17 protein-coding genes are annotated in these 11,858 nt (G+C 71.8%); 4 read left to right on the top strand and 13 right to left on the bottom strand.

All coding sequences use genetic code 11. The features are described from left to right. Positions 1–18: 18 nt before the first annotated feature. Positions 19–207 carry a hypothetical protein gene (locus B100_RS0108845; RefSeq protein WP_024884082.1) on the top strand — a complete coding sequence of 63 codons (189 nt, stop codon included), beginning with the start codon at positions 19–21 and terminating at the stop codon, positions 205–207. 59 nt (positions 208–266) lie between these two features. On the opposite strand, the gene B100_RS0108840 is transcribed toward B100_RS0108845, so the two are convergent. After that, the gene (locus tag B100_RS0108840; protein WP_078540764.1) at positions 267–1,181 is read right to left on the bottom strand and encodes a GntR family transcriptional regulator; all 915 of its coding nucleotides are present in this window, start codon (positions 1,179–1,181) and stop codon (positions 267–269) included. Positions 1,182–1,357: 176 nt separating this feature from the next. Here B100_RS0108840 and B100_RS0108835 point away from each other — a divergent pair, with 176 nt between their 5' ends. Next, complete coding sequence (locus tag B100_RS0108835) at positions 1,358–1,543, top strand: hypothetical protein (protein ID WP_024884080.1); 186 nt, start codon at positions 1,358–1,360, stop codon at positions 1,541–1,543. 201 nt (positions 1,544–1,744) lie between these two features. Here B100_RS0108835 and B100_RS0108830 read toward each other — a convergent pair whose 3' ends face one another. Both B100_RS0108830 and B100_RS0108825 read right to left on the bottom strand, forming a co-directional pair. After that, positions 1,745–3,001, bottom strand: coding sequence for a GNAT family N-acetyltransferase (locus tag B100_RS0108830; protein ID WP_024884079.1), 1,257 nt, complete (start codon positions 2,999–3,001; stop codon positions 1,745–1,747). A gap of 61 nt (positions 3,002–3,062) precedes the next feature. After that, positions 3,063–3,698, bottom strand: a complete 636-nt coding sequence (locus tag B100_RS0108825; protein ID WP_024884078.1) for an RsiG family protein — start codon at positions 3,696–3,698, stop codon at positions 3,063–3,065. A gap of 177 nt (positions 3,699–3,875) precedes the next feature. On the opposite strand from B100_RS0108825, the gene dtd reads away from it, so the two are divergent. Continuing rightward, positions 3,876–4,301: a D-aminoacyl-tRNA deacylase gene (gene dtd, locus B100_RS0108820; RefSeq protein ID WP_024884077.1), complete on the top strand. Its 426-nt coding sequence runs from the start codon at positions 3,876–3,878 to the stop codon at positions 4,299–4,301. Between the two features lie 19 nt (positions 4,302–4,320). Here dtd and ygfZ read toward each other — a convergent pair whose 3' ends face one another. The 3 genes from ygfZ to B100_RS0108805 form a co-directional block, all read right to left on the bottom strand. Then, the gene (ygfZ, locus tag B100_RS0108815) at positions 4,321–5,286 is read right to left on the bottom strand and encodes a CAF17-like 4Fe-4S cluster assembly/insertion protein YgfZ (protein WP_024884076.1); all 966 of its coding nucleotides are present in this window, start codon (positions 5,284–5,286) and stop codon (positions 4,321–4,323) included. 9 nt (positions 5,287–5,295) lie between these two features. Next, positions 5,296–5,733: a Fur family transcriptional regulator gene (locus B100_RS0108810; protein WP_024884075.1), complete on the bottom strand. Its 438-nt coding sequence runs from the start codon at positions 5,731–5,733 to the stop codon at positions 5,296–5,298. An 80-nt stretch (positions 5,734–5,813) separates the two neighbouring features. Then, positions 5,814–6,389 (bottom strand): heme-binding beta-barrel domain-containing protein, encoded by a 576-nt coding sequence (locus B100_RS0108805; RefSeq protein WP_024884074.1) that lies wholly within the window; start codon positions 6,387–6,389, stop codon positions 5,814–5,816. A gap of 230 nt (positions 6,390–6,619) precedes the next feature. Here B100_RS0108805 and B100_RS0108795 point away from each other — a divergent pair, with 230 nt between their 5' ends. Then, complete coding sequence (locus B100_RS0108795; RefSeq protein ID WP_024884072.1) at positions 6,620–6,982, top strand: DsrE family protein; 363 nt, start codon at positions 6,620–6,622, stop codon at positions 6,980–6,982. Between the two features lie 25 nt (positions 6,983–7,007). On the opposite strand, the gene B100_RS0108790 is transcribed toward B100_RS0108795, so the two are convergent. The 7 genes from B100_RS0108790 to B100_RS0108765 all read right to left on the bottom strand — a co-directional run bounded on the left by B100_RS0108790 (position 7,008) and on the right by B100_RS0108765 (position 11,858). Next, positions 7,008–7,271, bottom strand: a complete 264-nt coding sequence (locus B100_RS0108790) for a DUF3099 domain-containing protein (protein ID WP_024884071.1) — start codon at positions 7,269–7,271, stop codon at positions 7,008–7,010. Between the two features lie 71 nt (positions 7,272–7,342). Beyond that, entirely contained in the window at positions 7,343–7,630 is a 288-nt protein-coding gene (locus tag B100_RS0108785; protein WP_004986406.1) for a DUF1416 domain-containing protein, read from the bottom strand. Between the two features lie 32 nt (positions 7,631–7,662). Then, entirely contained in the window at positions 7,663–8,508 is an 846-nt protein-coding gene (locus B100_RS0108780) for a sulfurtransferase (RefSeq protein WP_024884070.1), read from the bottom strand. A gap of 123 nt (positions 8,509–8,631) precedes the next feature. Then, the gene (locus B100_RS37550) at positions 8,632–8,739 is read right to left on the bottom strand and encodes a putative leader peptide (RefSeq protein WP_351998383.1); all 108 of its coding nucleotides are present in this window, start codon (positions 8,737–8,739) and stop codon (positions 8,632–8,634) included. 180 nt (positions 8,740–8,919) lie between these two features. Continuing rightward, a complete protein-coding gene (locus B100_RS0108775) occupies positions 8,920–9,660 on the bottom strand; it encodes an LmeA family phospholipid-binding protein (RefSeq protein WP_024884069.1) in 741 nt (246 codons plus the stop codon). Positions 9,661–9,779: 119 nt separating this feature from the next. Further along, positions 9,780–10,157 (bottom strand): nuclear transport factor 2 family protein, encoded by a 378-nt coding sequence (locus tag B100_RS0108770; protein ID WP_024884068.1) that lies wholly within the window; start codon positions 10,155–10,157, stop codon positions 9,780–9,782. Positions 10,158–10,643: 486 nt separating this feature from the next. After that, positions 10,644–11,858: a hypothetical protein gene (locus tag B100_RS0108765; RefSeq protein WP_024884067.1), complete on the bottom strand. Its 1,215-nt coding sequence runs from the start codon at positions 11,856–11,858 to the stop codon at positions 10,644–10,646.

Genomic DNA, 11,858 nt, shown 5'->3' with positions numbered 1-11,858 from the left:
GCCCGAAGGGGGAACACCATGCCCGTCATCGCCCTGATCTCCGCCGTGGTCGTCGTCACCGTCGAGCAGCTCGTGCAGTGGAGGTACGGCGCCGCCGGCCTCCTCGGGCTGCTGCTGGTCATCGTCGGCATCCACGCCAGGCGGCCCGGCGTCAGCTCGGCCGGAGCGGTGCTGCTCGCGCTGCTCGTGGCCCGCCCCGCCCTGTGACCGGGCCGCCCGGCACAGTGCCCGGCCGGCCCGCCCCGCCCCGAACCCCGTGGGAGACGTCAGTCCGTGAGCTCCAGCTCCGAACTGATCGTCTCCCACAGTGCGTTGAACCACAGGTGGGACTGTTCCACGAAGCTCGTGTCCCGCAGGCCGGTCCCCTGCTCGAAGGCGAACAGCATCGACCGTATGCCCTGCGCGTCGTACGTCTCCAGGCTCTCCTGGCCGATCTGCGCCTCGCTGCGGGTCACCGTGTAGTAGGCGAACAGCGCCTCCTCGCCGTTGAGCAGGTACAGCTTCACCGGCGGGGTGAAGGGCAGCGCCCGGAAGGACACCCGCACGTCGATGCCGTGGGTGGCGCGCAGGCCCAGCAGGTTGTGGCGGAGCACCTGGCCCTGGGCGTTGCGCTGGGCCAGCCAGCGCTCGTGCACCGGGTCGTCGTCCCCGCGGCGGCCCGCGACCGGGACCGGGAAGGCGAGGTCGATGCTCCGGCTGGGCAGCAGGACGCGGACGTCGACCTTGGCCGGTTTCAGCCGCCCCGCGTGGATCTGCCGCAGCGGTTCGCCGATGGCGAGCGTGAGGGAGACGGCGGTCAGACAGACGGCGTCTATCTCCACGTGGTCCGTCTCGAAGGCGGCGGCTATCCGGGGCGCGAGGGCCACCGTCGTGGGCAGCGGAGGCGCGGCGGGGCCGGTCGGAGGGCGTTCGGACCGGTCGGCGACGGTCGCCGGCGCCCCCTTGGAGACGTTGGTCAGCAGCTGTTCGGACTGCAGGATGCGCAACGCGCCACGCACGGCCTGGCGTTCGACACCGAACTCGGCGGCCAACTGGGCCTGGGTGGGCATGCGCTGGCCCGGCCGCAGTGCTCCGGACCGGATCCGGGCGCGCAGTTCGTCGGCCACCTCACGATGCGTCCTCTGGGGCCGCTGAGGCTTCTTCCGTCCATTGACGGAGGCGTGTTCCGTCTCCACGGCCAAACACTACAACTTCTCGCCATCTTCCGGCAGTTCAACGAAGGGTGGTTATAGGACTCTTCCAAGTGGAGATAACTAAGAAGAAGTTGGTCACCAACTCGCCCAACCTGGTCGACCCACACAGGGGTTGGCTCACCAGGAGGGCGGTGGGGGAGGCCACCGGAGACAGGGGGACCGTCATGCCGCTCATCGCCATCGTCATCGCTGCCCTGGCCATCGGGTTCGAGCAACTCGTCCAGTGGAAGTACGGCCCGATGGGGATCATCGCCTTCGTCGCCCTCACCGTGGGCATCAAGGCGCGGAGCACCATGATCAGCGGCATCGGCGCCGTCATCCTCGTGATGCTGTTCGCCCAGTCCGGCTGACGGCACTCCGCACAGGCCGCCGGCCGGGCTCCTCTCCGGAGGGGAGCCGGGAGCCCGTCGACGGCAGGCACCATCCGCACCACCACAACCACAACCACAACCACAACTGAACAGCACGCTACGGATGCAGATCACCCGTCGTCGGCGGAAGGAGCAGGCAGCAGGGGCGCGCGCACGGCCGCGCCCTGGGCGTGACAGCGCTCAGAACACGTCCGGGCACCACGGTCGCCCGGACGTACGCAGCAGGGCGTCGGCCGTACGGGCGGCGCCCGCTCGTTCTTCCCGGACCCGGCCCAGCGCCGCGAGCCGCACCGCCGACTCGTCCCCGAGGTACAGCGCCCCCAGATCGGCCACGTCCAGGGCGATGTCGGCGCTCTCCTTGGTCGGCGCGCAGGTCCCGGTGCCGTCCGCCGACACCTCCAGCCGGTACCGTCCGCCGGCCAGTCCGCCCGCGTCGGCCACCTCCAGCACCAGCGCCCCGGCCCCCTCGTACGTCCGCGCCTCCAGCGCCCGCACGACGTCGAGGACGCGCACCCACAGGAAGTCGGCGTGCGTGGTCACGGCGGCGGCGCGCGGGTCGGGCAGGAGGAGCGGGAGCAGGTCGTCGGGGGCGCGGTAACCGCTCTTGACCCGGACCACCCAGTCGACCGAGCACAGGTAGTGCCACAGCGCCCGCTCGGCGGCCGGGGTCACCCCGGTCAGCCACTTCACCCGCGCCGTGTTCAACGGCTGCTTGCCGTCACCCCACTTGTCGTCCGTGGTGTAGGCAGCCATGCCCTCGACCTCGCCGGAGGGCGAGCGGTACACCACGTAGAAGGGCTCGTGGAACGTAGCGTGGAAGCGCACGGCACCGGTGGTGGTCCGCCACCACAGCTCGTCCCGGCTCACCACGCCCGGCCGGAGCCGGCGCAGCCGCTCGTGCAGCTCGGGGCCGAGCTTACGGACGTCCTCGGCGTCCACCAGGTCGACCCGGCCGCCGTCCTCCGGCCCGGCCCGGCGCGGGTCGAGACCGGTGCGCGGCACGTCGACCGTCCACTCGGTGGTCCAGGTGGCCGGGCCGAAGCCGTACCGCCCGTAGATCGGGTACTCGGCGGCGATCAGCGTGGCGACGACGTCCCCGCGCTCCTTCGCGGCGGCGAGGTCCTCGGTCATCATCCGGGTCAGCAGCCCGCGCCGGCGATGGGTCGGGGAGACGGTGACGTTGGTGACCGCGTCGGCCGGCACGGTCGCCCCGCCGACCACGGTCAGCTCCTGCGCGAAGGAACGGAACGTCGCGACGCACCGCCCCGCGTCGAAGGCGCCCGTCGAGCGGCCGGGCGTGAACTGCGCCCGGCGCGCGTCGACGATCTCCTCGGGCATGGTCGGCTCCCGCAGGAAGCCGATGTTCATGGCCCGGTTCCAGTCGGGGAACTCGGACTCGGTGATGGGACGTACGTCCATGGCGGCACGGGAGGTCATGGACGTCACGTTAGGCCGGTCCCTCGACGGGTGTCGACGCGGTTTCCCCCCCGGCCCCGCCTCACACCAGCAGGTCGTCGACCTGCGCCTCCCCCTCCCGGTACCGGCGGGTGATCTCCGCGCCGCACGCGTCGGCCGTGCGCTGCAGCCGCTGCCGCCGCCGCGACACCTGCTGCTCGTAGCCCACCAGCCGGCCCATGGCCGTGTGCAGCTCGCCGTCGGTGCGCGCCGCCAGGTCGGAGAGCTCCACCTCGGCGAGCATCTCGGCGGCCAGCCGCCGGGACTCCTCGCTCTGCGGTGTCCCCAGCGTCAGGTGGCGGGCCGAGGACCGCTGCCGGGCCGGGGTGTCCCGGAGGATCTCCGGCAGCCGGTCGACGACGGAGCTCTCCCCCGGCGCGAAGGCCGCGGGCACCCCCTGCGGCAGGTCGCGCCGCGCCAGCTCCGCGCGCAGGATGTCGATCCGCCCCTGGAGGAGCCGGCGTACGTAGCTGAGGTCGGCCTCCTCGCGCTGCGCGTCCCGCCGCGTCGCGCGCAGTTCGTCCAGGCTCAGCCCGGTCGGTTCGTCCTCCGCCCGCTCCTCCGGCAGCACGGGGCTGTCCGTACGTTGCGTGGGCGGCCGGCGGAACTCCCGTTCCCCGGCGCCCCCGTGGGTCAACGCGACAGCCGCAGACGACTGCCCGATCCCCGGTGTGCTCATGTGCCTCAACCGTCCCCTCGACCGGCATGTGCCAGCATCGTGCCACCCCGAGCGGCCGCAATGTGAGCGAGTGGCCCCGATCCGCCCCAGATGGGCGCTAAGGAGTAAAAATAGCCCGACCGGGGTGTTCCGCGGGCCGCCGTCGGCCACCTGTTCGCGGACCGGCATCATGGGCGTATGCGTGCAGTGGTGCAGAGGGTCGACGGCGCGAGCGTCGTGGTGGACGGCGAGACGGTGGGGGCGATCGAGGGCGAGGGCCTGTGCGTCCTGGTCGGCGTCACCCACGAGGACACCAAGGAGAAGGCGGCGCAGCTCGCCCGCAAGCTCTGGTCGATCCGGATGCTGCAGGACGAGAAGTCATGCAGCGACGTCGGCGCCCCGCTCCTGGTGATCAGCCAGTTCACCCTCTACGGCGACGCCCGCAAGGGCCGCCGCCCCACCTGGAACGCGGCGGCCCCCGGCGACCTCGCCGAGCCGCTGGTCGACGAGGTCGTGGCACAACTCCGCGCGCTGGGCGCGACGGTGGCGACGGGCCGCTTCGGCGCGCGGATGCGGGTGTCGCTCACCAACGACGGCCCGTTCACCGTGCTGCTGGAGATGTGAGGCCCCGGGGCCGTACGGCTCAGGGCTCGACGACGGTCTCCTGGGCGGCGGCCGTGTCACCGGCGAGCAGCGGGGCGTCCACCGGGACGTTCCGCTTCACCAGCGCCAGGGCGACCGGGCCCAGCTCGTGGTGGCGGGCGGACGTGGTGATGAACCCGATCTTCCGCCCGTCCTCACCATCGGCCGCGAGCCGCAGCTCGGTGCCCGGCACGGGCAGGTGCACCTCGCTGCCGTCCAGGTGCAGGAAGACCAGCCGGCGCGGCGGTTTGCCCAGGTTCTGCACCCGGGCGACCGTCTCCTGGCCCCGGTAGCAGCCCTTCTGCAGGTGCACGGCGCTGCCGATCCAGCCCAGCTCGTGCGGGATGGTGCGGTGGTCGGTCTCGAAGCCGAGGCGCGGCCGGTGCTGCTCGACACGCAGCGCCTCGTGGGCGAGGAGCCCGGTGGCGGGACCCGCCTTGTCCGCGTACGCCTCCAGGTCGCCGCGGGGCAGGAACAGGTCCCTGCCGTACGGCGTCTCGCGCACCGCGACGCCCTCCGGCACCTCGGTGATGGACCCGGCCGGCAGGTGGACCACCGCGATGTCGGCGGTGCGGTCGGCGACCTCGACCCGGTAGAAGAACTTCATCGACTCCAGGTACGCGATCAGCGACTCCTGGGTGCCGGGCTCGACGTGCGCCCAGACCGTCTCGCCGTCGTCGACCAGGTAGAGCGCGTGCTCGATGTGGCCGTTGGCGGAGAGGATCAACGCCTCGGTCGCGCGGTGCGGCGGGAGGTCCTGGACGTGCTGGGTGAGCAGCAGGTGCAGCCAGGTGAGCCGCTCCGGTCCGGAGACGGTGACGACCCCGCGGTGGGACAGGTCGACGAAGCCGGTGCCGTCGGCGAGGGCGCGCTGCTCACGGAACAGGTCGCCGTAGTGGGCGGCCACGCCTTCGTCCACGCCCTCGGCGGGGACGGCGCCGGGCAGGGTCAGCAGGGGGCTTTTCATACGCCTAGCCTACGACTCGGCAGGTGAAGCCTTGCGGGAACAGTCCTCGCACCGGCCGAAGATCGCGAAGTGCTTCATGTCGGTGTCGAAGCCGAAGGTGTCCCGCAGCTTGGCCGTGAACTCGGCGGCCACCTCCACGTCCGCCTCGATGACGTCGGTGCAGTCGCGGCAGACCAGGTGCAGATGGTGGTGCCGGTCGGCGAGGTGGTAGGTCGGGGCGCCGTGACCGAGGTGGGCGTGGCTGACCAGGCCCAGCTCCTCCAGCAGCTCCAGCGTGCGGTAGACGGTGGAGATGTTGACCCCCGACGCCGTCTTCCTCACTTCCACGAGGATGTCGTCGGGGGTCGCGTGCTCAAGGGTGTCGACGGCTTCGAGCACGAGCTGGCGCTGGGGCGTCAGCCGGTACCCGCGCTGCCTGAGGTCGCTCTTCCAGTCGGTGCTCACCACACCACGAGTCTAGGGCCTGGCCCGTGAACCGCCCGGGCCCGAGCCGGGCGGATCCGGCCGCCGTGCCCGGCCGGTGCCGCCTACTTGAAGAACGCGATGCCGTCGTCCGGCATGTCGTCGGGCAGGGCCTTGGCCCAGCGCTCGACCTCCTCCGGGGTGACGACCTTCTTCAGGTGCGCCGACATGTAGGGGCGCAGCTCCACCTCGGGGGTCTGCTTCTCGCCGACCCACATCAGGTCGCTCTTCACGTAGCCGTACAGCCGCTTGCCGCCGGAGTAGGGGCCGGAGGCGGCCGTGCGCGCCACGGCGTCGGTCACCAGGTCGATCTGCGGCTTCTTGTCGGCCATCTCGCCGTACCAGACCTCGACGACGCCGTCGTCGCGGACCATGGTCACCTCGACCTTGCGGTCGGCGTCGATCCGCCAGAAGCCGTGCTCCGACTCCAGCGGGCGGACCTTGTTGCCGTCACCGTCCAGCACCCAGCTGTGCGAGGAGTACTCCAGGAAGTCCCTGCCGTCATGGGTGAAGGTGACCTCCTGGCCGAAGTTGCACTTCTCGGCGCCGGGGAAGTCGTGCACGCCGGCGCCCGCCCAGTTGCCGAGCAGGAACGCGAGCGGGACGAGGTCCTTGTGCAGGTCGGACGGGATCTCGATCATGAGGGAACTTCCTGGTAGCGGGTCAGCGCTGGCCCTGGTACAGCTTCTTCACGGTCAGCCCGGCGAAGGCGAGAACGCCGACGGCGACGAGGACCAGCAGGATTTCGAAGAAGGCGATCACGGGGTGCTCCTTGAGCGGGGTGCGAGGGTGTGCACAGGGCCGGCACCCAGCTTACGCGGCCGGGTGCGGCCGCCGTCGTGCGAGGTGGGCCCCTGACTACGATGCGGTCATGGCGAAGAAGCTCGTGATCAAGGTGACCGCCGGGACCGACGCCCCCGAGCGCTGCTCGCAGGCGTTCACGGTGGCCGCGGTGGCGGCGGCCAGCGGCGTCGAGGTGTCCCTGTGGCTCACCGGGGAGTCCGCGTGGTTCGCGCTCCCCGGCCGGGCCGCCGAGTTCGACCTGCCGCACGCCGCTCCGCTGCCCGACCTGCTGGACTCCGTCCTCGCGACCGGCCGGGTCACGCTGTGCACGCAGTGCGCGGCCCGCCGGGACATCACGGAGAAGGACGTCATCGAGGGCGTGCGGATCGCCGGCGCGCAGGTGTTCGTGCAGGAGGCCATGACGGACGGCACCCAGGCACTGGTGTACTGACGGGCCTACCGGCGTACTGGCGGGCCTACCGGGGCCCCTTCTTCTTCCCGTCCAGCTCGTCCCACCACTCGTCGGACTGCGGGTCGCCCGAGGGGTCGTCCCACCAGCGGTCCTCGGGGCCCCGCCGGTTGGCGACCATCGCGGCGACCGGCGGGATCACCATGGCGACCACGCACATCGCCACCGCGGCCGGCACCGACCAGAGCCGCACGACGCCCCAGGCCAGGACGAACAGCCCGATGCAGCCGCCCATCATGGCGAAGTAGACATGCCGCCTGCGCGCGTACATGTCTCCAGCGTAGGTCCGGGCAGGCCGAAGGGCCGCGCCCCGGAGGACGCGGCCCTTCGTACGAACCCTGCTCAGACCGCGATCGCGACCTCGGCCAGGCCACCCTGCTGGGCGACGACCGTGCGGTCGGCGGTGCCGCCGGGCACCAGGGCGCGGACGGTCCAGGTGCCCTCCGCCGCGTAGAAGCGGAACTGCCCGGTCGCGGAGGTCGGGACCTCCGCGGTGAACTCGCCGGTCGAGTCCAGCAGACGGACGTAGCCCGTCACCGGCTCGCCGTCGCGGGTCACCTGACCCTGGATGGTGGTCTCACCGGGCTTGATCGTCGAGGCGTCCGGGCCGCCGGCCTTCGCACCGCACATGTCTTACTCCTGAGAGATCGGTCGGAGAGGGATTACTTGCCGGAGCCGAGCTCGATCGGCACGCCCACGAGGGAGCCGTACTCGGTCCAGGAGCCGTCGTAGTTCTTGACGTTCTCCACGCCGAGCAGCTCGTGCAGCACGAACCAGGTCAGCGCGGAACGCTCACCGATGCGGCAGTAGGCGATGGTGTCCTTCGCCAGGTCCACGTCCTCGGCGGCGTAGAGCTCCTTGAGCTCCTCCTCCGACTTGAAGGTGCCGTCGTCGTTGGCGTTCTTCGACCACGGGATGTTGGCGGCCGTCGGGACGTGACCCGGGCGCTGCGACTGCTCCTGCGGCAGGTGGGCCGGGGCGAGCAGCTTGCCGGAGAACTCGTCGGGCGACCGCACGTCGACCAGGTTCTGCGCACCGATGGCGGCCACGACGTCGTCGCGGAAGGCGCGGATGGAGGTGTCCTGCGGCTTGGCCTTGTAATCGGTCTTCGGGCGCTCGGGCACCTCGTCGCCGGGGACCAGCTCGCGGGCGTCGAGCTCCCACTTCTTGCGGCCGCCGTCGAGGAGCTTGACGTTCTCGTGGCCGTACAGCTTGAAGTACCAGTACGCGTACGAGGCGAACCAGTTGTTGTTGCCGCCGTAGAGGACGACCGTGTGGTCGTTGGAGATGCCCTTGTCGGACAGGAGCTTCTCGAAGCCCTCCTGGTCGACGAAGTCACGGCGGACCGGGTCCTGCAGGTCCGTGGTCCAGTCGATCCGGATGGCGTTCTTGATGTGGTTCTTCTCGTAGGCGGACGTGTCCTCGTCCACCTCGACGATCGCGATGCTCGGGTCGTCCAGGTGCTCCTGGACCCAATCGGCGTCGACCAGGACGTCACTGCGAGCCATGCTGTTCTCCTCCGGGGCAGTTGCGGGGGGCGTGCAGGTATACGGGTGCGCCCACGCCCGGGCCGGGCCGGCGCACGGATCCCCTCGACGGGGACGGGAATGCGGACGGAAAGACGCGCCCGCTCAGAAAGTGCGACAGAGCATGGCGGCGACACGGCACAGGTCCACTGCCCGCCGCTTCGTGAGATCCGCCTGTCCCCTCGACCGGAGGACGCTCGTCTGACACTGCATGGTGACGATCGTAGGGACGGACAGGCGGCCCTGTCACCGCCGTGTCGCATCCTGAGACGAGATCGTCCGAACTTCGATACGACTACCCGGAAAACCGCCCACTCCGGCGCCCCCGCGCCTACGCGCCCCGCCGACCCATCTGCTCAGCGGACGTCATCGTCTCGCCCACCGGACACCGCTCTAGCCGACCAGCCGCACATCGGTCCCCGTGACCGTGACGTCCACGCCGTCCGGCGCCGCCTGCACCTGCTCCAGACGGATGCCGCCGGGCAGTCCGTCGATCTTCTGCTCGAAGTCCGTGATGCGGCGCACCCGCGACTCGGCGATCTCCACGCCGCCGAGCACCGGCAGCACGTCCGCCCGCACGCGCACGGTGTTGCCGTCCACGACGGTCACCGAGCTGAGCACGGAGACCGGCTCGGGCAGCTTCTTGCCGAACACGCTGGTCTCCAGCGCGACCTCGATCTTCCCGTTCCCCCCGTCGGACAGCCCCACGACCTCGGCGGTGATGCCGGGCGCCACCTGGGTGGACTCGGACTTGGCCGTCTTGAGCAGCTCGTCGTACGCGAGCGTCGCGGTACCGGTGGCGCTGTCGGCGACGGCGGAGCTGAAGTCGCCGGTGAAGTCGACGCCCCTCATGTCGGCACGCAGGTCGGCGATACGGATGGTGCCCTTGCCGTCGCCGGTGCCGGCCTCGTAGTCATGGATGCCGACCCCCACCTCGTCGAAGGTGCCGTCGAGCACCTGGGTGAGGAAGGGGAAGCCCTTGATGTCGACGTCGGGCGTGGACGAGAGGTTCTCCGTGGCCCGGAGGCGGTCGGCGGCCTCGCCCTCGGCGAAGTACACCGCGACGCGGTCGACGGCGACGAAGAGGGCGCCGAGTACCACGGCGATGATCAGCAGTATTCGCAGTGCGCGCATGCGGTGTCCCCCACCTGACGTAAGACGCCCCCGACGACCGGGCGGCCGTCCCTACGCGAGAGTAGTGCGGGACCGTGGGACCCACGGGGGATTGTGGATCACCTGTGACAGGGCAGCCCTCACACCCGCTCCACGTACGGCGCCCGCCATGCCGGCGAGGAGTCGGCACCCAGCTCGGTCCAGTACTCGCGCCCCCGGGTGACCAGTCCGTCCTGGACCGTCCAGAAGGACGCGACACGGTGAACACCCAGGGTGGCGTGGGGGACCTCGACCTCGGAGACGACCTCGGCGCCCGCCTCCAGGACGCGGAGGACCTTGATGGACCAGCCCTCGGGGTATTCCGCGTTGACGCGGATGTAGTTGTCCCTGCCTCGGATGCGCTCGGCGCTGACGGGCCATTCGACGACGAGGTCGTCCGCGAGGAGGTCCGCCAGGGCGGGCCAGTCTCTTGCCTGCATGCGGCCCCAGAGGGCGTGGACGATCTCTGCGGGACGCATGTTCGACATCCTGCACCGGTTCGTGCGGGCGCGGGGGGTGTTGACGCGGCCCGGGCCCAGATGCACCGGGGTCGGTGCGGGCCGGGGGGTGTTCGCGCACCTGGCGCCGGCAGGGTGCCGCCGCGCCCACCCTCCCCCGCTCTCGGGTTCGCTCGAGCGGGGGGGACCCCCATCGCCCCAGCGGCACGATGGCCCGCGGTTGGCGGCAGCTTGCGGCAGCCGCCCGGCCGCGGTTGGCCGCAGGCGTACCGCCTGCGGCGGAGGGCGATGTCGCCACGGTGTTGGTGTGGTCGCCGACGGCGGGGAGGGGACGGGGTGGGGGTGGGCGCCCGCAGCGGCTGGCGCGTCAACACCCCACACCCCACAAGCACACTTCATCGCGCCAGACCGAGGACGACCGCCCCCACCCCGGCCCCGCACCACCCACCCACCGTGGGCGCTACAGCAACCCCCACCGCACAGAACCCTGCGCCGCAGGCGTCGGCGTCAGCCGAAGACGCGGCCCAGGATGTAGACGGCCGGGCCCGCCGCCGCCAGCGGGAGGGCGATGCCGGCCGTGAAGTGGACGAAGCGGGACGGGTAGTCGTAGGCGGCCACCCGGTGACCGATCAGCGCGCAGACCGCCGCACCGGCCCCCAGCAACGCCCCGTCCGTCTCCATCCCCCCGACCGCGAACCCGGCCCCGCCCGCCGCCACCAGCGCGAGCACCACCGACGCCGCCGTCCCCACGGGCAGCGCCCGCGCGACGAGAGCCACCGCGACCGCGACCGCCCCCACGACCACCGCGTCCGCGTCGGCCGCGAGATACCCGCCCGCCGCGATCGCCAGCGCCGCCGCCACGACGGTCGCCATCAGCCCGTACATCCGCTCGTCCGGATCGGCGTGCGACCGCAGCTGCAGGACCAGCGACAGCAGCACCCAGACCCCCAGCGCCCCGAGGATCGCCGCCGGCGACCGGTCGGACAGCAGCATCGCCGCGTCCGCCGCCAGCGCCCCCAGGAACCCGAGCGCGATGCCCTGCCGCGCCGGCCACATCCCGTTGAGCCGGAACCACCCCGCCGCGGTCAGCCCCTGCAGCACCACCAGCGGCACGAGCAGCGCGTACGTGCCGAGCGCGGCACCACCCGCCAGCAGCAGCCCCAGCACGGCCGTGAGCAGGGCCGACTGCATCCCGGGGTCGATGATCGGCGACCGCCCCTCCGCCCGCGCCCGCTGCGCGTCGGTGATCCGGGAGTTCCCCGCGAGGGTGGCCGGCCCGTACTCGGGCCCGGCACCTCCCCCGCCTCCCGCGGTCTCCGGCGCGGGCGCCGGAGCCACAGGCGCGCTCACCGGCACCTGAGCCTGCGCGTGAGCCGGCGCCTGAGCCGGCGGGTACCCCTGCGGAACCGCCGCGCCCACCCCCTGCGGAGGCAGATAGGACGTCTCCTCAGCCGCGGCCACCGGCGGCACCGGCGGCTGCATCTGCGTCTCCCACGTCTGCCCCTGCCACTGCTGCGTGTACTGCTGATCCGCGTACGGATCCTCGTACTGCTGCTGTCCGGGCCACGCCTGCGGCTGCGCATGAGGCTGCGACTGCGGCTGCTGATACGGCGCCTGCGCCTGCGGCTCCCGGGCACCGGGCTGCCCCCAGGCCCCACCGCCCGGCCCGCCCGATCCGTCCGGCCCGTACGCCCCGTACGACCCATACGGCTGGTTCGTCAT

This window comes from Streptomyces sp. CNH189 (assembly GCF_000527195.1).
Note: the sequence above shows the minus strand (reverse complement) of the source record. Positions and strands in the feature narration are given on the sequence as shown.